Consider the following 23381-nt stretch of genomic DNA (forward strand, 5'->3'; position numbering starts at 1 on the left):
TATTTACTCCATCAGTACCGTTACATTGTCGAATTGGCCGGCCGCCTCTTCGATCTTCGCTCTGTTTCCAAGAACGCAGACGGTTCCCTCTCCTGCAAAGCTCTCCATCGCCTGACGCCTGTTTTTCAAGTCTTCTTCCGACGCCTTTAACAACCCTTCTCTGACCTTTGCCCTGACCTGCGGTTCTTCCTGCCGCAGATACCAGGAATCCATTCGTTTTGCCTGTACATATGTTTTGGGAGTCCGGTCATATCCGGCAACTGCGCCAATCTTATAATTCAGAAGCTCCTGCTCTCCTAATTCAAGATCTTTCAGCCAACTTGAAGCGCTGCGGAAGGCTTCTATCGTCCTTTTTACGTTCGGATCTCGATAGGAGCTCATGGCCCAGCTTTGATTTGGGAGTACAGACATCTGGCAGCCGTAAGCCCCTCCTTCAGCGCGGATCTTTGCCCACAGATAATCGAAGCTCACCATTCTGCCAAGAAGATAATCCTCACCGGTATATTCCCCGATTCCTCCAAGCGCAACATAGGATACCTCCGACGGAATGATAAATGCCTCTGATTTCCCGGGAAGCAATTTATCCTGATACCATCCGGGTTCCCTTTCCCTTGCACTGCCGCAGAACCCGGAAGCTGCGATCAACTGGCGGAAATCGCCGTAAGCTTTCTCTGTGCCTGTAAAACTCATCACCAGATTAGATTTACGGCAAAGCTTCTCCTGAATTTCCTTAAGTTCCCGGATCATCTGCCCCTGGTCCGCGTCAAAGTTCTTCAGGAGCTTTCCTAAGAACTGATAATAGTGAATTCCGTTATAGCGTTCTCTTGCCGCTCCTTCCGGCATATAGTGTGCGGCCGCACGTCCGGACGCATAGCTGTTCCCACTGGTAACAAATCCCCTTTCCAGTTCCATCCGGCTCTGCCTGATCCTTTTCAGAATAATCTCCGGATGCTCCAGAATGGTATCATACAGCAGCTCTTCCCCCAGTTTTACCGCTCTCATAAGATTCTGTTCCAGACAGCTGATATCCATCACAAATTTAAGCCTGACATGCCGGATATCATCTGTATTGGTGTACGCTTCCAGATAAGCCCTTATATTTCCAAGCCACATATTCTTCTCAATCACTAATTCTTCCAGGCTGTGCGTTCTCGTAGGAAGACTTCCCAGAAGTTCGGAAAACAGCTTCGCATAAGGAACTTTCTCCGGCTCCAGATCACTGATATCAAAATAGCAGCTTTGATATGCCACTCCTTTTGAAGGGATCTCTTGTTTCAAATATGTAATACCGGATTCTTCCTCCGCCCTTGTGAGCGGCTCCTCCTTCTTAGGAAGCAGATCATCCGCAGACAGACCCGGCAGGTCTTCTGTCTCTTCTTCTGTCCGCCTCTTCTCTTCAGCCTTTTCAAGAGGTTCCAGGGAAACCTCTGCCTCATGATCATTTTCCAGGAGGATTTCCCTCAGAAGTGATTCAAAGTATCCTTCCTTTACAAGGGTTCTCATTTTCCTATATGTTTCTTCAAATTCTATCATTTCGCAAGGTCCGGTCCCTTGCGCCCATCCGCCGGCAATATCCAGTACATATTCAATTCCCTCCGGCTGGCCCCCGCCTTTTTCCCTCATCCAAAATTCCAGACGGTTGATCGCCGAAACCAATAGCTCTTCTCCGATTCCTTCTCTGCAAAGTCTGTCCGCCTGTTCTGTGATAACCGTTTTCAACCGGCCGGCAGTTTCTTTGTCCGTATTCTTTATTTTAACGGCAAGATAGGGCTGTCTGATACCATCCATGATAAAATACTGAATCTCCGGGATTCCCAGGCTCTGAATAAGCCCCTTCTTCATCGGCGCCTCGTCTTCCCCCATAATCGCCTGCATAAGGATATAGACTGCATTCATACGTTCCCGGTTGTCAAAATCACCCAGACTATAGGTGCATGACGCAAACACACCCTGATCGCCGAACTTCTCCTTATCATACAGCTTATTTCGGATTCCCTTTACGGGTTTCTGCAGCATAACCGGCTTCGCAGGTTCTGAGCGTTTCATTTTTCCCAGATAAACTTTGTCAATATACTCAAACAGTTGTTCCGTATTCATTTTCCCATATAGAACAATACAGCAGTTGGAAGCATTATAAAATGTCCTGTAATATTCCAGAAATTCCTCATAAGATAGCGCGGGAATCGTATCCGGGAATCCTCCTGAAACAAAACGATAAGCCGTTTCCGGAAACATTGCCTTAGACATTTCATCCTCTAATATACTGTCCAGGGACGAGAAAACTCCCTTCATCTCATTATAGACAACGCCGTTAATCTCCGGAGCTTTTCCGTCTTCGTACTGAAAATGCCAGCCCTCCTGTTCGAAGATCTCTTTATCCGTAAGAACATTCGGACAAAATACCGCGTTTAGGTAAACGTCCGTCAGATTCATAAAATCCTTCTCATTCTCTGTACAAAAGGGATATACCGTATGATCCGGATATGTAATTGCATTGACAAATTCTGCCATGGAATGTTTCATCAGATTGACGAACATCGTTTTATCCGGATATCTGCGGGAACCGTTCAGCACAGAATGCTCCAGAATATGGAAAACTCCCGTGCTGTCCTTTGGTATGGTCCGAAATCCAACCAGAAAGCTCTTTTTAACGTCCTGATTGTCTATGACGACGACCTGCGCTCCGGTTGACAGGTGCTCCATCTGAATAATATCTCCTTCGACCTCCCGCACATACTTCTTTTCTTTAACTTCAAATCCATAGATTTTTTCCCCGATTTCCATATCCGTTCCCTCTTAATACATGAATTCTGTAATCTTCTCTTTTATTTCCTCAACTTCCATCACGCCTACGTTCTCAAACTTCTTTTCACCGTCTTTGTAGAATTGAACGGTTGGAACCGCAAAAATACGATTCTCTTTGCCAAGCTTCGGATAATCTGTGGTGTTCACTTTCACGATATTGATAAACGGAAGCTCCGCGTCTAGCTCTTCCAAAATACGGGAAAAGGCTTTACACGGTACGCATGTTGCGGAAAAGAAATCCACGATCACAAACCCTTCCTTAATCTGCTCCTTAAAACTCTCATCATCCGCATATTGAATTGCCATCTACTTTTCCTCCTTAAAAAAATTCTCTGTCACGTATTCTTTTACCTTATTGTAATAATAATTTACATAAAACATAATTTCCGAATATTCATAAGTATTGATCTTTTCTGCATTTTCTTTCGTTTCATGCCAGAATTTCACGTACTCTTCCATATCGTCCCGGTATTGCTCCATCGTATATCCGACGCCGTCTTTTTCTGCGTATTCCCGCCCCAGAAGATAGCCGCAGAGCCTGTCCCATGAATCGTTCTGCACGCTTGAGAATAATTCATGATAGCTTGAGAACGGCATCTTCCCTTCAAAGTCCTCTGGCGTCATGGTTTCCAGATTCAACCCCTGTTCTCTGGCGATTGCCTTCAATCTCTTAATTTCATGATCTGTCATTTCTTTCCAGTCAGCCTTCTTAAGATCGAACGTACTGGCCTCAAATACTTTGTCCATCACATACTGAACGGCTTCGTATCCCTCGTTCTCCGCAATCTTTTTTTTCTGCTCCCGAATCAAATGATCCTCATATTGTTCTACATCGCTCACCCCTTCAATTCCAAGAGCTTCTATCATCTCGTCCGTGATCACAGGAATCTTTTTTTGCCGAATGGAACGAACCGTTACGGTCACTTTCTCCCCGTCGACGTCCAACACGCCGGCCGGCCCTTTTTTCAGCCCGACGCACATCGCTTCCAGCTTCTTGTGAAAGAACCCCTGTCCTACCATGATTTTCAGGTCCTCTCTGCTAAAAAACGGATTTGCCGATTCCATGTCGCATACAATAAGCGCTCCGTCCGTAACTTCCCCCGCTTCTTCCCATGTGCTGTTCTTGTTCTTTATAAAATCTATTTCTTTCTTGTACGCCTTCTCGTCAAGCTTGAATACTTTCTTGTACATACTGATATCCACCTGATCATACTCGGCAAACGATAAAACTTTTGACTTCATCTTTCTCCTCCTAAAGCGTAAGCTTCGCATATTTACTTTTTAAAAGCTGGAGCACTTCCGTATATTTCTCGCGGCTCACCATGACTTCCCCCGCATATCCGTCGAAAATCAGAGCAAAATTTTTCGCTTCGTTATCCGCCCGGACATAAGATACTTTGGAAAGATTCACGATAAAAGACTGGTAGCACCGGTAAAAATTATAACCTTCCAGAATCTGTTCCAATTCGTTCATAGAATATCCGGAAAGGAGCATTTCCTTTCCGTCCACCATCACCATCTTGTTCTTGCGGTCCGCCCGTTCGATAAAGAGAACCTTATCAATATCCACAAGCTGATATCCGTTTCTCGTCTTGATCATCATAGAACGGTTCACGGATAACCGTTTGTATTGGAGCAGCTCAAACAAATACTGCAGCCGCTTAACCACCCGCTGAAGCACACGGTTATCAAACGGAAGCCGAAAGTATTCATCGCAGCAGCAGTCAAATACCAGCCCCGCCTCTAACTTTTCTTCCGAATACAGCGCCACCAAGACGTCCGGCTTTATCTGGGACAGATTGTATGCCAGAAAGGAGCCGTCCCCGCTGTATCTTGGATTCCCTGTTTTGATATTGATAAATACCGCGTCCACCTCGTTCAGGCAGATATATTTATTGGCTTCATTGATTCCGTCAAAGGTATGCACAATGTCAAATACATTATAAAACGCCAGTAATTCTTTCAGCTCTGTACACAATGTTTCATCTTTTTCTACCAGAACAAGCTTCATTTTCATCAATCAATTCTCCTGACCAAATTCTCCAAACGCTTTTTCTAACGCCTGCACATCGCCTTCATAATAGGTTAATAAAAGTGCAAAAGGACCGTTTTTCTTCGGCATAATAATCGTACCGGCTCCATATAAATCAATCTCGCCTTTCGTCCTGAGACTCTCATATGCCTGATACTCGCCAGATTCCGGATCCAGATTCTCCAGATCCCACCAGTATATTTCGGCTCCGTCATACTTTAGCGCAAGCGTACACAGACCTTCCGCACTGAGCGTCACTTTACTGTCTGCATGGATCAGCCCCTTCTCCTCCAGAAATGAGACGAGTTCATCCACCGTCTTATTCCAGACAGGCGCTTCCCTGTCTTCTTCTTCAGGCACGGCCGCTTCTTCCTCCTCCTTTGGAGGCGTAAAGTCTTCGGACGACGCCACATATCCCACCATCCCACAAAACAGTAACACGAAAAGCAGGGAAGACACAATCGTAAATTTCTTCATAATCATTCCTTCTTTCTTTTAAGACGCCTCAGTGGACTGCAGATATTCTTGATAAGTCCTGCTTACGGCAAATACTTCTTCATGGGTTCCGCAGGCTTCAAGACGTCCGTGATGCATAACGACCAGATAGTCTGCTTCTGCAATCTCGCGCATATCATGGGCGATGAAAACAATAGTATTGCCTTCCATCTTCTTCCTGATACCATGATAGATCTTCATATATGTGTCATGGTCCAGACTCGCCCCCGCCTCGTCGAGTATCAGATAATCCGGCTTCGCAATCAATGCCCTGGCAATGGCTATCCTCTGTTTCTGACCGCTTGACAAACGATTCCCCGCCTCTCCAAGAGTCGTATCATATCCGTTGGGAAGCGCATCTATAAAAGAATCCGCCCTGGCTTCTCCTGCCGCTTTTTTCATCTCTTCCTCCGGTGTCTCTCCTTCTGTGCCATACAGAATATTATCCCGGATCGTACCTGACATCAGCGGATTGTTCTGAAGTACATAGCCAAATTTTTTATGACATTCCCGGGGACTCGTTTCGCTTATCTTGTTTCCTCCAACCCATATTTCTCCCGAATCAGGCTGGTAGAATCCCTGTATCAGTTTCATGACCGTAGATTTTCCGGAACCGTTATCACCGATCACCGCCGTCGTCTTTCCTCCCGGAATGCAAACGGAAAAGTCATGAAGGATTTCTTTTTCGCTCCCATATCCAAAGTTCACGTTTTTGAACACAATGTCTCTGTTCTCGGATTCTGTCCAGGAATTGCCTTTTTCCGTATGCTCCTCTTCCATATCAAGAATATCCCCGACATGGACAAGCGCGCCTTTCGAGCCCATCACATTCTGCCACACCGTCAAAAGCTCCGCCATATAGAGATTCACCTGCGTCATATAGGTGCTGAACATATTAATCCCTGTCGCTTCCATTTTCCCGGCGTTAATCAATCTGGAACCGCCCACTGCCATTACGACAGTCGTAAGAAGGGAGTAGAGGGAATTGGTCAGAACCTGAATCTGCTCCATGAAAGCATAGTATATATCTGCCTTATACCGTGAATCGATTGCCGCATATCCGCTTTCCAGCTCTTTCTCTTCCATTACCTGCGCTTTTACATATTTCCCGGCCGACAGGTGTTCGGAGAAAAAGGTGGTCATTTCATTCAACGCCGCATAGCGCTTTTTCATTATGGTAAACTGCAGCTTGCCGACGATGACAAACATTGCCACCGCAACCGGTATGCAGAGCAAAAGGTATGCTGCGAGAGGCGAATTGTATTGATACAAGATCATACAGGCGCGGACAAATCCGAACAGCGACGCAGCTCCTGAGAATATTCCGCTGATCACCAGAGTCGCCTGAGTTACGTCGTTCGTAACGGCCGACACCAGCGAAGACGGCTGTTCCTTTCCGAACTGATCCATCGGAAGATGCAGGATCTTCCTCCACATCGAAAACCTTACCCGCAGGATCACTTTTTGATTGGCATACTCTTCCACAAGCGGCCGCAAAAATCCCAGCAATGCATTAAAAATCGTAAAAAAGACATAACCTAAAATAACAGAATTATATAGTTCCCCCTTGTTCACACGGACCAGATACTCCGATACTCTCATTCCGACCTCGGCATAAACCACGCCGCTTCCGAATGCGATCAGGTAGAGCCACCAGGGAATTGAAAGCCTTCTGTAAAAGCTCAGAAAAAACGATATTACATGTTTGTTGTTTTTCATCTGCCCTGTCCCTCACTTCCTATTAATTCTCGGTAATATGTATTCTCGGCATATACTTCCGCCGGTTCTCCCTGACAGATAATCTTTCCGTTATGCATTACTATGATATAATCTGCTTTCTGTACGGTCTGTCTGTCGTGGGCAACCATAAGCACGGTTTTACCTTCCATATGCCGTTTCACACTCTTCCATACCTGATCTTTTCCCCGGATGTCCATAGCCGCGGTCGCCTCATCCATAAACAGATAATCCGATTGTTTTAGAAGCGCCCTCGCAAAAGCAATCCGCTGTTTCTGTCCGCCGGAAAGCTTCTCTCCCTGCTCGCCTACATCCGCCAGGAATCCCTCCGGCTGTTCCCTGATAAAATCCATAATTTCCGCGTCCGTACATACTTTTTCCAGTTCTTCATCCGTGACTTCTCTCTTAATTCCGAACAGGATATTGTCGCGGATCGTTCCTGCAAACAATGTACTTTCCTGCGTTACGTATGAGATCTCGCTTCGGAAGCTCTTGAGCGAATACCGCGCGGTATCTTCGCCCCCAAATAAAATCTTACCTCCCGAAACCGGATACATACGCTCCACCAGGTTCAGAAGCGTCGTCTTTCCGCTCCCTGACGGTCCGATAAGCGCCGTCACGCGTCCTGCCGGAATCTTCAGATTGAGTTTGTCGAACAGGAGTTTATCCTCATAAGAGAAATCAACCTCTCTTAATTCAATATCGCCGCAAAGATGCTCCACATGCTCGCCGTTCTCTATATCTTCTTCCATTTCTTCCATAATCTGGGCTACCCTTCTGGTTGCTCCCTGGGAACCCTTGAAGGTTGTCCAATATACACAGTACGCGCTGAGCTGATTAACGATGTTCACCGCGAATCCATAATAGGCGATCCATTGGGTGAGGGTTAACGCGCCGGATGAATAAAAGCTTCGGCCTACCATCACGATCACAATAAACTGCATAGCGCCCACCAATGCATACATCGGAGTTGCGAATCCCAGCCACGCATTCAGAATCGAACTCTTATAGAACCCTTTCATCTTCTCCTGCCCTGTCTGAAGCTCCTTTTCTTCTTTTCCGTAAGATTTGATGAGAAGAAGATTATTGGTTTTTTCTGCAATCGTCTGTGTCAGCTCTGCATTTTTTTGATTTACCAGATCCAACACTCCGAACTTCATCTTTCCCATAACAAATGCAATGACTAAATTCAGCGGAAGTACCGCGATCAGAGCAATCATCAGCTTCTGGTCGTAGGAGCCGATTTTTCCAAGCGTAATGACCAGCGTGTACGCGGAAGTGAGAATAGCAACAAATACTTGCATGATTAGCTGACTGATAGCCGTGATATCCGTTGTAATACGGGAAATCATTTCTTTGGGCTTATTTTTTTCGTAATATCGGAGCGGCAGCCTGACGGTCTTACTCCAGATCATTTTCCTGATATTACGGTCAATTCGAGCAACACACAAGTTACTCATAATCTTACTGACCGAACTGATCAGCTGGGATAGTAATGTAAAAGCCAAAAACGGAAGAACCACGGTGCCAAAATTCACATTTCCGGCAAACAGTTCGGCCGTGTATTCCGTTACGCTGATTCCTACGTTGGTAAGAAGAGCTGTAATGGCAATATATGCAAGAATCCACAGATAAGGAAGTCTTGCCTTCTGCAGCATGCGAAAAAAGCTTCCCATGCTGCCCCTGTCTTTTCCAAAAACCCGTTCCATATTGTTTCCCTGCCTTTTCTTAATTTCAGAGCATCTGCTTTTGTACTTTCACAGTTATATTGAAGCTGCTATTCGTTTTCCAGCGTTTCGAACGCTTTGGCCGCGTCCTGTTTCTTTTCATAGTCCTCTGAAAATGCAATCGCATAAGCTCCGTTTGCCGCTTCCGTCTCAAGAACCGCGGCGCCTCCGGCAAGGACTATCGTTCCCTTGTTAGCAGCCATAGACTCATAGTTGCCATATAAATCCGTCTTGTTTTCCTGATCCCACCAGAACAGCCAGAGTCCATCATAATCATATGCTTTATCCGCCACTTTCGTCTCAGTAAACTCTCCATTTGTATTGTCTGTGAGATATCCTGTTGTTTCATTGATATCAACCGGTTCGCAGTCCTCCAAAATGAATCCTTCCTGCTCAAAATAATCCACCATATCTTCGTATGGAGAAGTGGAGGCATTCACTTCAATTTTTTCTTCTTTCGGCGTACATCCCGCCGTCATTCCACATACGGTTGCTGTTGCAATGATAACTGCCGCAGTCTTCTTCATCTTTTTTGTTCCCATCTCATCAATCTCCTTTTATAAAAATTTTACAATTAGATTACTTTATTTTTACAACAAAATCAGCAGTTTAACAAGAAGGTTATCCTATTCTGTCCCCGATTTCGTTCATAGTGTCTTTTATCTCTCATCCCACTGCCCCAATTGTTGGGAAATGAAACACCTTTCAACCTCGCGAAGCATCACTTCTTTTCTATAACGTAATTCCAGCATTTCATCTCTGTAATGGCATTTACCATATGATATTAAGTTATAAGGACAAAGGGGTCTGGAAAAATTGTTTGGAGTATATTCTTAGAGCTAAGATGAGAAACCGAATAAAACCAAGATACGTCAGTCAGCATTTTAGGATCGTCCTGACAAAGAATAATCTAAAGCTGATACGCTTCCACGAACTCGGGCATTATTCAATGAAGAAAATGAATCAGAAAGCAAATGAACTTTTCTCTGAACTATGCAGCACGAAATATCACATAGAATAGAAAAACCGACGTAAATACGTCGGTTTAAATATGCCGCAGACCGGAATCGAACCGGTACGGGAGATTAGTCCCGCAGGATTTTAAGTCCTGTGCGTCTGCCAGTTCCGCCACTGCGGCATTCCTTATGATGTTCTCACATCATAAATGGGACCTATAGGGCTCGAACCTATGACCCTCTGCTTGTAAGGCAGATGCTCTCCCAGCTGAGCTAAGATCCCGCTTATTAAATTGCGTATAACATTGCCCCTATACCGGTATACAATGTTAACGACCCAGAAGAGACTCGAACTCTCGACCTCCGCCGTGACAGGGCGGCGCTCTAACCAACTGAGCCACTGGGCCTCGTTATGAGCACTTAGCGTCTGTCCTTTAGACGCTTACGTGCGATACATCTCACCGCCGTTAGCGAGGTTTTTCACGAGCTTACCAGGTGAGATAAAATGGACCTTCGGGGACTCGAACCCAGGACCGATCGGTTATGAGCCGATTGCTCTAACCAACTGAGCTAAAGGTCCATAAAATATAAGTCCCTTATAGGACTAAGCCGATGATCGGACTCGAACCGATAACCTGCTGATTACAAATCAGCTGCTCTGCCAATTGAGCCACATCGGCATCAATAATGAATATACCTCCCCGGTAATCCATCAATGACTCCAACGGGAATCGAACCCGTGTTACCGCCGTGAAAGGGCGATGTCTTAACCGCTTGACCATGGAGCCATAACCTCGGCCACACACTTCTCTTGTGGTGACCGAGATTTATATTACCACAATTCACATCAATTTGCAACACTTTTTTTCATGTTTTTCGCTATTATTCGTATTTTATTCGTATTTTTTTGTAACCGCTTTTGTAACCGTTCAGACAAGCCTCCCTGCTGCATACAATAATCCATTTAAAATCGCTTTGCAATGAGATTTTTCACTCTAATAACTCCAGGAAATCCTCTCTGCTCATATTGCCCAACTGACCCGCGGCGCCTCCGACTATCTCTTCTAACAGCTCCTTCTTCGATTCCTGGATCTTACGGATCTTCTCCTCCACCGATCCCTTAGCAATAAGCTGATAGACCGTGACCTTCTTATCCTGTCCGATCCGGTGTGCACGATCGGTTGCCTGATTCTGTACTGCAAGATTCCACCATGGATCATAATGGATCACGACGTCCGCCCCGGTCAGGTTCAACCCCACGCCTCCGGCCTTCAGGGATATCAGAAATACTCTTGTATCATCCTCATTGAACTTCTTCACCAGCTTCAGCCGCTTCTCCTTGGATGTCTCCCCGGAGATCATGTAGAATGACAGTTCTCTCTTTGCAAGCTCCTGCCTGATGATCTCCAGCATAGAGACAAACTGAGAGAACAACAGGATCTTATGTCCGCCCTCTGCCGCCCGCTCAACCAGTTCAATACACGCTTCCAGCTTAGCGGATCCTCCTTTATAATTCTCAAAACACAGCGACGGGTCGCAGCAGACCTGTCTTAGTCTTGTCAGCTCCGCCAAGATCTGAATCTTATTCTTCTGGAATTCCGCTTTATCCTGCCCGGCGATCTGCTGGCGCATATGAACGACCTGCGCATCATATAACTCCTGCTGCTTTTTCTCGAATTTGACATAATGGATCTTCTCGATCTTATCTGGAAGGTCCTTCAATACGTCCCGTTTCAAACGCCGCAGGATAAATGGGGACGTCATCTTCTTAAGCCTCTCCATCGCCGCTTCATCCTGATTCTTGATGATCGGAGCCTCAAAATCCCGCCTGAACACTTCGTATTTGTATAGAAAGCCCGGCATCAGATAATCAAAGATACTCCAGATCTCACTGAGCCTGTTCTCGATAGGCGTGCCTGTCAATGCATATCTGATCTGGCTGTTGATCACCTTCACCGCCTTCGCCGCCACCGTCTGATGGTTCTTAATATACTGCGCCTCATCTATGATCTGATACAAGAACTCTTTGCCCTCGTATAACTCTGTATCACGTTTCAGCAGATCATAAGACGTTACCAGCACGTCGGCCTCCCGGTAAGCTTCTAATTTGTTCCTGCGCTCTCCCTGTGTGCCTGTAACCAGGACAAACTTAAGCTCCGGTGCAAACCTGCGAAGCTCCTCGCCCCAGTTGAAGACCAGGGATGCCGGAGCTACCACCAAGGATACCCCTTCTCTTCCTTCCTGTTTTGCCGCAAGAAGCACTGCGATCACCTGTAATGTCTTCCCCAGCCCCATATCGTCCGCCAGGATTCCTCCAAACTTGAAGGCTTCCAGGGTACGCAGCCATCGGTATCCGTTCTTTTGATAGTTTCGGAGCACCCTTTCAAGCTCCTTAGGCAGTTGAAAATCAGAATCATTTACCGTCTTAAAATCTCTGACCAGATTGCGGAAATGGCTGTCGCGCTCGCTGTAGACATTTTCATTTTCTTCCAGCATCTTATCAAGATACAAGGTCCGGTACATGGGAAGCTCAATATTCCCTTTGAGGAAATCTTTCACCGACAGATGGAGCGAATTCATCATCTCGTCAAGCATCTCATAGGAATTGTCTGTAAGATCCACAAAATCTCCGCTTTTCAAACGGTGATACTTCTTCTTGCTGCGGTAACTGTTAAGAATATCCAAGAGTTCCTCCGCCGGAAGATCTTCCGTCGCAATATCCAGATTCAGAAGTCCGCTCTTGATCGATACTCCCACGGACATTTTCATCTTCTTCGTTACCTTAAGGTTTGAAAAACGCTTGGTACACTGAACCTCCCCCAGGCCGAACAATGCGTCTAACCCCTTCGCCAACACCTGGTACATGCATTCCTCATCTTTTCCGCAGTGAAGCTCCTGCTTCTCCCTATCCAACTGAGGGAACCACTGCCTTGCCAGGAAGAGGATCTCCCGTTCCCTGTGTTCTTCCCGCACGATATTCCCGTTCCACTTAACCCCTTCGCTCTCAGGTTTAATAAGCGGAAATTCTGTATCTCCGTAACGCACGCCCGGTTTGCAGGCAATATTATGATCCTCTGCATCCAGATAGAATATGAATTCCGCTTCCGGCGGCAGATACTCTTCGATCTCTTCCTCATTTTCTTCCGCGATATCTACAATATCCCGAATCTGCGGCAGTACGGAATAATAGAACTCACCCAGGTTATTTCTCCCGATCTGAAATGACAGGCTTCCGCCGTCACACTGCTCTGTCAATGGCCGGATACGCTGCAAGAAGCCTTCCTCCATCCTGTATAAGCCGTCTCCCTCAATATAATAAGCCGTCTTCACTCCGTAAAACATATCAGGAAATTCACACTCCACATTGATTCCGTGAAATGTCTTGCTTTTACCTAATAGATTCTTATTAATTGACATAAAAACCCTGGGATTCCTCTCCCGGCAGGTCAGTTCACAGCGCTCCCGGCTGTCCGCATCCCGATTCTCATAGGCTACCGGTTCCCCCGACGCGATCTCATAGAATTGATCCAGGCGCCATCCAAAGAGATGCATTTCATTCTTCTTGGCTGCCACCTTCCTGAAATACGGCCCGGATTCCATCAGACGATTTTCAAACTCTCCTTCTTCCAGCACAAGATTTCTTATAAAGGCAATCCACTGTCTCCCCTTCTCAGTAAAATTCTCCAGCCGGTGATTAAGCTCCAGGCTGGTACCATAGCTCCCCATCGCGGAATTTCTTACATCTTCATCTAATTTAAACAGATCTTTCACGAGCAGCATCTTCTTCTGCCCGATCTTAAATGAAACCATCAGCTTGCCGTCTTTCTGAACCAGACGCGGTACAAGCCGAATACTCTCATCATCCCCCATAGCCCCTGAGATCGTCTGGTTGGCGTGATCCTTCTGGAATAAGAAGAGAATCTCACTCCCCCATATGTCCGTCGCATCTCCAAGGCGGTTCTGCTCTAAATATGCCGACAACATCTGCAGCGCTGCAGCCACATGCTCGCAATTATCCATCTGCGTATAATATCTGTAAAAATTCCCTCCAAACATGCTGCAGCTGCATTCTGCAGATATCGCCTGATCCCTGGAAAAAATAATGTGAACCTTGAATCTCTTACCCGCCCCCTTCTCCCTGTCCTTAACTTCGCATTCTATAACTCCCATCGTCTCCTCATAACCGTTGATATAGCCGGTATCTATGCTCTTAAGCACAACTTGCTTCTGTGCCAGAAGCTCTTTTCCTCTTTTCACTGCATCCATTTTAAAATGCAGAGATTCCCTGATCTTAACGATATCAAAATATGTATATTGTTCCATAGTCCTCCTGCTCTTTTGCGCGTTGCCGCATAAATCAGGCTCATTCAACCCTGATTACAGCTTATGTTTTCTTTAATCATATCACATTTACCGCACGGAATGCAAAAAAAGAGCAGAAAATGTTGAATTTTTCCGCTCTTTTTATGATTATGCAAATTTTGCTTTCAACTCTTCCAGCGCTTTCACAACCGTTGACCTCGGACAAGCCAGATTGAACCTTGCGAACCCGTCTCCAAGCTTCCCGAAGAAGTTCCCGTCATTTGACGCGATATGGCATTCCTTCAGCAGATAATCGTGAAGCTTCTCCGAAGGCATCCCTGTCTTACGGAAATCCACCCACACCAGATAGGTCCCTTCCGGCTTGCACACAGTCAGAGAAGGAATCTCGCGTTTCACATAGTCTGTAAAATACTCCAGATTCCCGTCAATATAGCAGTTCAGCTCTGTCAGCCATTCCTCGGAATCATTGTACGCCGCCACAAGAGCCGCCTCTGCGAACGCATTATTCTCGGCCGCATGGGACCGCTCTGCGATCGCCTGATACTTCTCCCTCAATGCTTCATTGAAAATAAAGCAGTTGGCCACATGGATACTTGCCAGATTAAATGCCTTGGACGGAGATGTGCAGACAATACACCTGTTCCGAATCTCTTCTGACAAGGAAGAGATAAATGTATGCTCATACCCTTCCGAGATCAATTCACTGTGGATATCGTCTGAGATTATGTACAGATCATGTTTTATGCAAATATCTGCAAATGCCTGTAATTCTTCTCTTCTCCATACACGTCCCGACGGATTGTGCGGATTGCAGAAGATCACGGCCTTCGTCTTCCCGGTGATCCGGCTCTCAAAATCATCCAAGTCCATGGTATAATAACCGTCATCATTTTTCATCGGGCTTTCTACCAGAACGCGGTCATTATCATTTACGACCTTAAAGAACGGACCGTATACCGGCGTCATGATGATAATCTCGTCACCTGCTTCCGAGACCGCCTGCACCGCGAAGGACAATCCCATCACAACATTAGGCACATAGCAGATTTCCTCTTTCTTTAACTCCAATCCGTGTCTCCTCTTCATCCAGTTTATGATCGATTCATAATACCGATCTGATAAAAACTGATATCCGAAGGCTCCCTGTCCGGCTATTCTCTGCAGGCTCTCCGTGATTGCCGGGGCAACTTCAAAATCCATATCGGCGATCCACATCGGCGTTACATCCGATGTTACAAACGGCACATCCCATTTCACACAATTCGTTCCTCTTCGCTCAATACCTTCATCAAAATGATACATCTCTAACCTCCAACATGATATTTATTCTGCCCGGAATCTTATTCTCCGATCATCATCTTAATGATCTCTTCATTGGTCTCCCTCATGCCTTCCTTCCCGAGACGTCCGATATTCGTAATCGTAGCCTCCACACCGTCTGTCACGATCCCGTCTCCCGCGTAGAACTGCTGCCCTCTTAAGTACATATTGTACCCTAAGATCCCGGCATCTACAGACGCGGCGATCTTGGCTGCACAGGACGCCTTCGCCCCGTCGCACACCATACCGGATACGATCGCCAGTGCATTGACCACCGTATGTACCGCCTCTTCATAACCTCCTCCGCACAGATAAGCAATTCCGGCTCCTGCCGCAGCTCCCGCGCTGACGGCTCCGCAGTACGCAGACAGCCTCCCGATCCCGGTCTTCTGGTGAATCGCTACAAGATTCGACAGTACCAGCGCACGGTATGCCTTCTCCTGCCCACATTCCTTCTCCTTCGCATATTCCAGGACCGGCAGTGAACAGGTCATCCCCTGGTTCCCGCTTCCCGCGTTGATGATAACCGGAAGCTCGCAGCCGTTCATACGGGCATCCGATCCCGCTGCCGCCATAGCCTTGGCCCTCGTCCTTACATCCGTCCCATAAGTATCCAGCAGCACACTTCCGATGTTCGCACCGTAATCGCCGCGCAGACCTTCCTTGGCAATGGCCGTATTATACTCGATCTGACGGTCGATCACTTCCTTTACATCCTGAATATCCACGGTATTGGCAAAATCCCAGATACTCTCCATATCCAGGAGACTCCTGTCTGTCAGCCCTTCCTCACTCTCGCCCTCTACAGGAACCGACATAAGCTTCTCGCCGTCCTTTTCGATCAGTACGATATTCGTATGATAGTTGGCGATGCGCACCTTCACATAAGAGTCTCCCTTGAATACGATCACGATAATGTCAAATGTGATACTGTTATCAATATGATCCACACTGACCGGTACCTTCTCAAGGAATTCCACCATCTGTCTGGTCTGTTCCTGGGAAACTTCTGCGATCACTTCCAGCTCCCGCTCCGGTTTCCCGGCAATGATCCCCGCCGCCGCTGCCGCCGGTATCCCTTTCAGATGGTTGGTATTAGGAACGATCACGCTCTTGACATTCTTAATGATGCTTCCGCTCGCCCCGATACTCACCTTATCCGGAATGCATCCTAAGACTTCCCTGGCCTTCGCCGCCGCATAAGCCAGGGCGATCGGCTCCGTACACCCCATGGCCGGAACCAGCTCCTCCTCTAAAATCTGAACATACGCCTGGTACTTTTCATCTGATTTTTGCACAATGCTCCTCCTCTGGCCTTTTCGACATTTTTCTTTATTATATGAAAATTCAAAAAAATTTTCAACTGTTTACAATCTACATTTCAAAATAATTAAAAGCTACCAATTTTGACTTTTCTCTCTTAGGCACTAAAAATAGCCATAGCTATCTCTTTGCAAAAATACATGTTCCCCTTTTTTCAAATCACTCTTGACACTTCCATTTTATTCCGCTAAAATATGTTTTGTATCGAACAGTTTTACAGAGAACAATTCGCATTCGAACATTAGGAGGCCATATGAAAAGGCGGGAAGAAAAGATAGGTTTTGAGATACGGAGACTTGACCACATGCTGGGCAGGAATATGCAGGCCCATGTAAGGGCGGCGGGAATCGACGAGGTCACGCTGATGCACGGATGGATCATCCGTTACCTGTATACCAATCAAGACAAGGATGTATTTCAGAAGGATATCGAGCAGTATTTTTCCATTGGCAGGTCTACCGTCACGAACATTATACAGTTGATGGAGCGAAAGGGATATATCGCCCGGGAATCCGTAGAACACGACGCCAGGCTTAAGAAAGTGGTATTGACGGAAAAGGGAATCCGCAATCAGGAGATGCTTGAAGATCTGGTCGAGAGTCTTGATACCAGGCTGGTGGACGGGATCACAGACGAGGAGTTATACGTATTCTACTCTGTGATTGAGAAATTAAAGAGGAATCTTACGAAACAGATATGCTCTGACGGCAGAAAGGAGGAATTTGATGATCCGAACTTTATTGAGTGAAGTAAAAGAATATAAGAGAGCTTCGATTGCGACGCCGCTGTTCATGATACTGGAGGTACTGATGGAGATGACGATCCCTTTTCTGATGGCTTCGATCATAGACGACGGCGTTAACGCAGGGGACCTTGGACATATCTACAAGGTCGGCGGCATCATGGTTGCGGCGGCTGCTATCGGGCTGCTTGCCGGAATCGCGGGAGGGCGATACGGCGCGAAGGCTTCCGCCGGACTGGCGAAGAACCTTCGCGAGACGATGTTCAACCACATCCAGACATTTTCATTTGCCAACATCGATAAGTACAGCACGGCAGGCCTGGTAACGCGTCTCACAACGGATGTGACCAATGTACAGAATGCTTACCAGATGACCCTGCGCATGTTTACCCGGGCGCCGGCAAGCCTTCTGTGCGCCATGATCATGGCGTTCCGCATCAACGCACGGCTGTCCAATATCTATCTTGCAGCCGTAGTGATCCTTGGAATTCTGCTGATGCTGATCATGCGCCATGCGACTCAGTATTTTCAGCAGGCATTTCCCAAATACGACGACCTGAACGCATCTGTCCAGGAGAATGTCTCTGCGATCCGCGTAGTCAAGGCATATGTCCGTGAAGAACAGGAGACCGGCAAGTTCAAGAAGGCAAGCGAGAACATTTACCGGATATTCATGAAGGCAGAATGCAATCTGGTATATAACGCGCCGCTTATGCAGTTCACAGTCTATAGCTGTATCCTTCTGATCAGTTGGATCGGAGCGAAGATGATCGTATCCTCTTCGCTGACCACGGGAGAGCTGATGAGCCTGCTTGCCTACTGTATGAACATCCTCATGAGTCTGATGATGCTGTCTATGGTGTTCGTTATGATATCCATGAGTACGGCGAGTATCAGGCGTATCTCAGAGGTACTCGGCGAGACCAGTGATATTAAGAATCCGTCCGAACCGATCTATGAAGTGACAGACGGAAGTATCGAATTTCGCCACGTGGATTTTGCATACCGCAAGGACAGTGAGCGGCCGGTCCTTAAGGATATCAATCTTAAGATCTGCTCCGGGGAAGTGATCGGAATCATCGGCGGGACCGGAAGCGCCAAGACCAGTCTTGTGAACCTGATCAGCCGTCTCTACGATGTGACGGACGGAGAGATTCTTGTCGGAGGACGCAATGTAAAGGAATATGACATGGAGGCTTTGCGAAATCAGGTGTCTGTAGTGCTTCAGAACAATGTACTGTTCTCCGGCTCTATTCTTGATAATCTCAGATGGGGCGACGAAAATGCCACGGAGGAAATGTGCCGGGAAGCATGCCGCCAGGCGTGTGCGGATGAATTCATCCGGCAGCTTCCAAACGGGTATGAAACCTACATCGAACAGGGCGGAAGCAATGTATCCGGCGGCCAGAGACAACGGCTCTGTATTGCAAGAGCGCTCCTTAAAAAGCCGAAGATCCTGATCTTAGACGACAGTACCAGCGCGGTGGATACGGCTACGGACGCAAAGATCCGCAAGGCCTTTTGCGAAGAGATCCCGGACACGACAAAGCTTATTATTGCCCAGCGGATCACAAGCGTCAAGGATGCCGACCGCATTATCGTGATGGAAGAAGGCTGTGTGGACGGTTTCGGAACCCATGAAGAGCTACTTGCGGAAAATGCCATTTACCGCGAGGTCTATGAATCGCAGACCAACGGCGGCGGAGATTTTGATGAGAAGGCAGGTGAATAGATATGCCGGGACCAATGAACAGGGGGCCGAGAGGAGTAAAGCCTCAGGTGAAAAACCCCATGAAGATATTTAAAAGACTGATGGGCTATGTGTTCCAGTATTATAAGCTTCATTACATAGCTGTGATCGCGCTGATATTCATAAGCGTGATCGCAAGTGTACAGGGCACTATGTTTATGAAGAATCTGATCGACGATTATATTACACCGTTTCTTCTGACGGATACGCCGGATTTCACACCGCTGACCCGTGCGATCGCAAGGGTCGCAGCATTCTACGGTGTAGGGATCATCGCTACTTATGCGTACAACCGGATCATGGTAAATGTGACTCAGGGGACATTAAGATCCCTTCGGGATGATCTGTTTGCGCATATGGAACGGCTTCCCATCAAGTATTTTGACACCCATGCCCATGGGGATATTATGTCTGTCTATACCAACGATATAGATACCCTGCGCCAGATGATCAGCCAGAGTATTCCGCAGGTAGTCAGCAGCGCCATCACTATCGTCAGCGTGTTCATCAGTATGCTGATCTTAAATATACCGCTGACAGCAGTAACACTTCTGATGGTTGCCGTTATGATCTTAAGCTCCAAGGCTGCCGCCGGACGAAGCGGCAAATACTTCTTAGAACAGCAGGCGAACTTAGGAGCAGTCAATGGATATATCGAAGAGATGATGAACGGCCAGAAGGTGGTGAAGGTATTCTGCCACGAAGAAGAGAACAAGAAATCCTTCAAGGAACTGAACGACCGTCTGTATGTCAGTGCAGACCGCGCCAATACCTATGCCAATCTCTTAGGGCCGATCACCGCACAGCTCGGCAATATCAGCTATGTAGTCTGTGCGATCGTAGGCGGAGCGCTTGCCCTGAACCATGTGGGCGGATTCACCCTTGGCGGGCTTGCAAGCTTCCTGACCTTCAATAAGAGCTTCAGCATGCCGATCAATCAGGTAAGCCAGCAGTTGAATGCGGTGGTGATGGCGATGGCCGGGGCGCAGCGTGTCTTTGAGATGTTGGATGAGGAGGCAGAGCAGGATCAGGGATATGTGACGCTGGTCAATGCTGTTGAGGAGAACGGACATTTGACAGAGAGCGACACGCGAACCGGAAGATGGGCTTGGAAGCATACCCACCAGGCGGACGGCAGTATCGACTATGTAGAAGTACGGGGTGATGTGGTATTCAACGGAGTAGATTTTGGTTATAACAACGACAAGATCGTACTCCATGACGTGAAACTCTTCGCCGAACCGGGACAGAAGATCGCATTCGTCGGCTCTACCGGCGCCGGCAAGACAACGATCACGAACCTGATCAACCGATTCTACGATATTCAAGACGGGAAGATCCGCTACGACGGCATCAACATCAACAAGATCAGAAAATCCGACCTGCGCCGTTCTCTTGGTATCGTACTCCAGGATACCCATCTGTTCACCGGAACCGTGATGGAAAATATCCGTTTCGGCAAATTAGATGCGACGGACGAGGAAGTGATCGCAGCGGCAAAGCTTGCCAATGCGGACGGATTCATCCGAAGGCTTCCCAATGGGTATGACACCATGCTGACCGGTGACGGAGCAAACCTAAGCCAGGGACAGAGACAGCTTCTTGCGATCGCCCGCGCCGCGGTAGCTGATCCACCGGTGCTGATCCTGGATGAAGCGACAAGCTCTATCGATACCAGAACCGAACGGATCGTACAGGACGGTATGGATAAGCTGATGAATGGCAGGACTACCTTTGTGATCGCCCATAGGCTGTCGACAGTGCGCAATTCAGATTGTATCATGGTGCTGGAACAGGGACGGATCATTGAGAGGGGAACGCATGAACAGTTGATCGAAGAGAAAGGGAAATATTATCAATTGTATACCGGGAATGCGATCAGTGCTTAATATATCTTATGTTTTTGTCGATATTGATTGATATCAGATAAGAATATGTATCTTGTTTGATGCCAGATAATGATAAATTTTTAGAGCATCAAAAGTATATTGAAAAAGATTTCTGCATATGCTATAATGCCTATAGGCAAAAAGATGTAAGAAGTCCACGTTGACGAAGAAATGAATCCCTCGACCGTACTGCAATACAGTCGAAGGATTCTTCTTTTCTTTTATAGTGGCAAAGCACCCACTAGGCTAACTGTTGCCCTTGTCGTCACCGTCTAACCATTTGATGATGTAGTGGCAAGCTACACCGCCCAGAACGGCGAGTAAAAAAGATGTAAGAAATTCCAACATTGACACCTCCTCCCTGTTGCGGGTGTCGGTGAGCAACAAAAAAATTATACCATATTATTTACCGATAGGCAAAAAGAAATCACAAGTCTATTTGTAAAATATTATACGGGATGGGACTATGGCACAGCTATACCAGATAGGCACACCTTACATTATTGGCAGTTATTCTATGGATATGATGGCATGGAATGATCTCGACATTGATATCGAAAACCATGCTATGTCAATCGGCAGATTTATCATAGGTATAAAACAGGAGCTCTTAAAACGCGGGCTGTATGGCTTCTATCAATATTCCAGTATGGATGTTTACCGGTAACAGTTCAGACAGGTCTGCGCATTCACTGCGCTGACCGTGTCATAGAGTAGAGCCTGAAAGCATACGGCCCATCGCGAAGCGATTTTTAATGGCCGGATGCCTGTAACAGTGAAGGTATCTGAACTGTTACGTTTACCGCGCCGTACTGGAACAAGGAATTACAGACACAGACGAACTTCTTGAACGCTATGTTAAAACTATGAATTATCTATAAACAACATGTAAAGACGGATACCAATCTCTTCATTGATATCCGCCTTTACTCTGATCCTTCAATCATTCTTTTTTTACCTCTTTCTTCTTCGGTTCCAGTTCCTTGATGCTCTACCAATTCACTGCCCGATACTGGTATTTTGTGAAAAAGTTTAAGTTCTTGGCGGTCCGTACCTCCTTTTCATAAACTCTTCGACTCCTGATATTCAGCGCCTTCTCTCAGGAATCTTCTCTCAACACTTGTGCTGATGGTAAATAACAATTCATTACTTACAGCTCGCGTCTGTCTTGTAATGCAGTTTTGTTATTTGTTAAATATAAAATATCACACTTGTCTTTATTTGTCAATATATTTTTTGTAATTTTGTCAATTTTTCTTTTGTTGTATGTATATTTATTATTTTAATTATATTTTTCAGTTTTTACAGCAGCTCTCACGGCAAAAAGAAAAGGTGTAAAGCCCATACTGAGATAGAGACTTTGCACCTTATAATCATTATTCTTTAATCACATCAAGTTCAGCAAGATTAATTCCTGACGCCGTCAGAATAACTTTTAACTCAATATAGCGTCCCCGGATTTCTTTATAAACTGCTGAATCCTTATTATCAATTAAAAGCATATATTTTTGGACTCTTGCAAATTCTTCTACTGATATTTTCATCATCTCTTTTTCAGTCATAACTTCACCACCTTTTTATAAGTGCCGTTTACTTTGATGCTTTCATTATATCAACCGGCAAATGTGGTGTAAAGCTTTTATTTCCGTTATATCAGATCACATCCGTATATTTCATGATCTTCGTCATGACCGCCATCTTCTTGCCAAGGTTTCCCGCATTTTCCATACCGATCTCATCTTCCATCGTCTGAGACCCGTCCCCCGGGCTCCACAGAGCCGCGCCGGAATAGACACCGGAACCGCCGTTGCAGATCGTCATTCCCTGCGTGTTATAGAAATTAACGATCGTCTGGAGTGTGAATTCCTGTCCTCCGTTCCTGGTTCCGCCTACCGCGATAGCAGCTCCCACCTTCTTCGTAAAGAAATACGGATCCTTCACACTGATCATCCATGCGGAGCGGAATCTGCTGAAGAATGTGGATAACTGTGCGGTAACGCTCATCTCATATACCGGTGAGGCAATAATGATACCGTCCGCCTCGTAGAATTTGTCATATAACTCTGTCATGTCATCTGTAAATACCGTACAGCGGTCTGATTCGTCACGCAGACATTTGTTGCAGTGAACACAGGGCTGCATCTTTCTGGCACGAAGCTCCACCAGTTCTGTCTGCACATCACCCTGGGCTTCCGCCTCCTTAAGCGCTGCACTAAGGGCTGTATAAGAAGATTTTCTTCTGGGACTTCCGCATATTCCTAATATCTTAACCATGGTTATTC

The 23381-nt window shown here is 46.5% G+C and carries 17 protein-coding genes and 6 tRNA genes; 4 read left to right on the plus strand and 19 right to left on the minus strand.

All coding sequences use genetic code 11. The features are described 5' to 3' along the window. Positions 1-3 precede the first annotated feature (3 nt). From VSQ62_RS23620 to VSQ62_RS23700, 17 genes are all read right to left on the minus strand, one after another. Positions 4-2784 carry an insulinase family protein gene (locus VSQ62_RS23620; RefSeq protein WP_334637170.1) on the minus strand — a complete coding sequence of 927 codons (2781 nt, stop codon included), beginning with the start codon at positions 2782-2784 and terminating at the stop codon, positions 4-6. 12 nt (positions 2785-2796) lie between these two features. Next, positions 2797-3111, minus strand: a complete 315-nt coding sequence (locus VSQ62_RS23625) for a thioredoxin family protein (RefSeq protein ID WP_016219428.1) — start codon at positions 3109-3111, stop codon at positions 2797-2799. Beyond that, on the minus strand, positions 3112-4047 hold the full coding sequence (locus tag VSQ62_RS23630; protein WP_016219427.1) for a trigger factor: 936 nt from the start codon (positions 4045-4047) through the stop codon (positions 3112-3114). A gap of 10 nt (positions 4048-4057) precedes the next feature. After that, the gene (locus VSQ62_RS23635) at positions 4058-4822 is read right to left on the minus strand and encodes a LytR/AlgR family response regulator transcription factor (RefSeq protein ID WP_016219426.1); all 765 of its coding nucleotides are present in this window, start codon (positions 4820-4822) and stop codon (positions 4058-4060) included. 3 nt (positions 4823-4825) lie between these two features. Further along, the gene (locus VSQ62_RS23640; RefSeq protein ID WP_016219425.1) at positions 4826-5314 is read right to left on the minus strand and encodes a YecH family metal-binding protein; all 489 of its coding nucleotides are present in this window, start codon (positions 5312-5314) and stop codon (positions 4826-4828) included. 18 nt (positions 5315-5332) lie between these two features. Further along, the gene (locus VSQ62_RS23645) at positions 5333-7051 is read right to left on the minus strand and encodes an ABC transporter ATP-binding protein (RefSeq protein ID WP_302168262.1); all 1719 of its coding nucleotides are present in this window, start codon (positions 7049-7051) and stop codon (positions 5333-5335) included. Then, positions 7048-8778 (minus strand): ABC transporter ATP-binding protein, encoded by a 1731-nt coding sequence (locus VSQ62_RS23650; protein WP_334637171.1) that lies wholly within the window; start codon positions 8776-8778, stop codon positions 7048-7050. The genes VSQ62_RS23645 and VSQ62_RS23650 overlap by 4 nt, the downstream gene beginning before the upstream one ends. Before the next feature lie 68 nt (positions 8779-8846). Next, positions 8847-9338: a hypothetical protein gene (locus tag VSQ62_RS23655; protein WP_159750218.1), complete on the minus strand. Its 492-nt coding sequence runs from the start codon at positions 9336-9338 to the stop codon at positions 8847-8849. A gap of 510 nt (positions 9339-9848) precedes the next feature. Further along, positions 9849-9934 (minus strand) — tRNA-Leu (locus VSQ62_RS23660). Between the two features lie 28 nt (positions 9935-9962). Continuing rightward, positions 9963-10035, minus strand: a tRNA-Val gene (locus VSQ62_RS23665). A gap of 50 nt (positions 10036-10085) precedes the next feature. Next, positions 10086-10159 (minus strand) — tRNA-Asp (locus VSQ62_RS23670). Positions 10160-10258: 99 nt separating this feature from the next. Further along, positions 10259-10332 (minus strand) — tRNA-Ile (locus VSQ62_RS23675). Between the two features lie 27 nt (positions 10333-10359). Then, positions 10360-10432, minus strand: a tRNA-Thr gene (locus tag VSQ62_RS23680). A 36-nt stretch (positions 10433-10468) separates the two neighbouring features. Next, a tRNA-Glu gene (locus tag VSQ62_RS23685) sits at positions 10469-10540 on the minus strand. 202 nt (positions 10541-10742) lie between these two features. Beyond that, entirely contained in the window at positions 10743-14075 is a 3333-nt protein-coding gene (locus tag VSQ62_RS23690; protein ID WP_334637172.1) for an SNF2-related protein, read from the minus strand. A gap of 147 nt (positions 14076-14222) precedes the next feature. Continuing rightward, entirely contained in the window at positions 14223-15377 is a 1155-nt protein-coding gene (locus tag VSQ62_RS23695; RefSeq protein ID WP_334637173.1) for a MalY/PatB family protein, read from the minus strand. Positions 15378-15415: 38 nt separating this feature from the next. After that, positions 15416-16693, minus strand: coding sequence for an L-cysteine desulfidase family protein (locus VSQ62_RS23700; RefSeq protein WP_334637174.1), 1278 nt, complete (start codon positions 16691-16693; stop codon positions 15416-15418). A 278-nt stretch (positions 16694-16971) separates the two neighbouring features. On the opposite strand from VSQ62_RS23700, the gene VSQ62_RS23705 reads away from it, so the two are divergent. The 4 genes from VSQ62_RS23705 to VSQ62_RS23720 all read left to right on the plus strand — a co-directional run bounded on the left by VSQ62_RS23705 (position 16972) and on the right by VSQ62_RS23720 (position 21766). Further along, a complete protein-coding gene (locus VSQ62_RS23705; RefSeq protein WP_334637176.1) occupies positions 16972-17466 on the plus strand; it encodes a MarR family winged helix-turn-helix transcriptional regulator in 495 nt (164 codons plus the stop codon). Continuing rightward, the gene (locus VSQ62_RS23710) at positions 17444-19192 is read left to right on the plus strand and encodes an ABC transporter ATP-binding protein (RefSeq protein ID WP_334637177.1); all 1749 of its coding nucleotides are present in this window, start codon (positions 17444-17446) and stop codon (positions 19190-19192) included. Before VSQ62_RS23705 ends, VSQ62_RS23710 begins: the two co-directional genes overlap by 23 nt. Positions 19193-19194: 2 nt before the next feature. Beyond that, positions 19195-21099 (plus strand): ABC transporter ATP-binding protein, encoded by a 1905-nt coding sequence (locus VSQ62_RS23715; protein ID WP_334637178.1) that lies wholly within the window; start codon positions 19195-19197, stop codon positions 21097-21099. A gap of 466 nt (positions 21100-21565) precedes the next feature. Next, positions 21566-21766, plus strand: coding sequence for a hypothetical protein (locus tag VSQ62_RS23720; protein WP_334637179.1), 201 nt, complete (start codon positions 21566-21568; stop codon positions 21764-21766). 709 nt (positions 21767-22475) lie between these two features. On the opposite strand, the gene VSQ62_RS23725 is transcribed toward VSQ62_RS23720, so the two are convergent. Both VSQ62_RS23725 and VSQ62_RS23730 read right to left on the minus strand, forming a co-directional pair. Then, the gene (locus VSQ62_RS23725; protein ID WP_334637180.1) at positions 22476-22661 is read right to left on the minus strand and encodes a hypothetical protein; all 186 of its coding nucleotides are present in this window, start codon (positions 22659-22661) and stop codon (positions 22476-22478) included. A gap of 91 nt (positions 22662-22752) precedes the next feature. Further along, positions 22753-23373, minus strand: coding sequence for a flavodoxin family protein (locus VSQ62_RS23730; RefSeq protein ID WP_334637181.1), 621 nt, complete (start codon positions 23371-23373; stop codon positions 22753-22755). Positions 23374-23381: the final 8 nt, after the last annotated feature.

This window comes from Sporofaciens sp. JLR.KK001 (assembly GCF_036941055.1).
GTDB lineage: Bacteria > Bacillota > Clostridia > Lachnospirales > Lachnospiraceae > Sporofaciens.

What these genes read in the sequence shown, in the direction of transcription:
- VSQ62_RS23655 (WP_159750218.1), bottom strand. Translation starts at nt 9,338, where the DNA reads ATGGGAACAAAAAAGATGAAGAAGACTGCGGCAGTTATCATTGCAACA.
- VSQ62_RS23625 (WP_016219428.1), bottom strand. Translation starts at nt 3,111, where the DNA reads ATGGCAATTCAATATGCGGATGATGAGAGTTTTAAGGAGCAGATTAAG.
- VSQ62_RS23635 (WP_016219426.1), bottom strand. Translation starts at nt 4,822, where the DNA reads ATGAAAATGAAGCTTGTTCTGGTAGAAAAAGATGAAACATTGTGTACA.
- VSQ62_RS23730 (WP_334637181.1), bottom strand. Translation starts at nt 23,373, where the DNA reads ATGGTTAAGATATTAGGAATATGCGGAAGTCCCAGAAGAAAATCTTCT.
- VSQ62_RS23705 (WP_334637176.1), top strand. Translation starts at nt 16,972, where the DNA reads ATGAAAAGGCGGGAAGAAAAGATAGGTTTTGAGATACGGAGACTTGAC.
- VSQ62_RS23630 (WP_016219427.1), bottom strand. Translation starts at nt 4,047, where the DNA reads ATGAAGTCAAAAGTTTTATCGTTTGCCGAGTATGATCAGGTGGATATC.
- VSQ62_RS23640 (WP_016219425.1), bottom strand. Translation starts at nt 5,314, where the DNA reads ATGAAGAAATTTACGATTGTGTCTTCCCTGCTTTTCGTGTTACTGTTT.
- VSQ62_RS23720 (WP_334637179.1), top strand. Translation starts at nt 21,566, where the DNA reads ATGGCACAGCTATACCAGATAGGCACACCTTACATTATTGGCAGTTAT.
- VSQ62_RS23690 (WP_334637172.1), bottom strand. Translation starts at nt 14,075, where the DNA reads ATGGAACAATATACATATTTTGATATCGTTAAGATCAGGGAATCTCTG.
- VSQ62_RS23695 (WP_334637173.1), bottom strand. Translation starts at nt 15,377, where the DNA reads ATGTATCATTTTGATGAAGGTATTGAGCGAAGAGGAACGAATTGTGTG.
- VSQ62_RS23645 (WP_302168262.1), bottom strand. Translation starts at nt 7,051, where the DNA reads ATGAAAAACAACAAACATGTAATATCGTTTTTTCTGAGCTTTTACAGA.
- VSQ62_RS23650 (WP_334637171.1), bottom strand. Translation starts at nt 8,778, where the DNA reads ATGGAACGGGTTTTTGGAAAAGACAGGGGCAGCATGGGAAGCTTTTTT.
- VSQ62_RS23710 (WP_334637177.1), top strand. Translation starts at nt 17,444, where the DNA reads ATGATCCGAACTTTATTGAGTGAAGTAAAAGAATATAAGAGAGCTTCG.
- VSQ62_RS23725 (WP_334637180.1), bottom strand. Translation starts at nt 22,661, where the DNA reads ATGACTGAAAAAGAGATGATGAAAATATCAGTAGAAGAATTTGCAAGA.
- VSQ62_RS23715 (WP_334637178.1), top strand. Translation starts at nt 19,195, where the DNA reads ATGCCGGGACCAATGAACAGGGGGCCGAGAGGAGTAAAGCCTCAGGTG.
- VSQ62_RS23620 (WP_334637170.1), bottom strand. Translation starts at nt 2,784, where the DNA reads ATGGAAATCGGGGAAAAAATCTATGGATTTGAAGTTAAAGAAAAGAAG.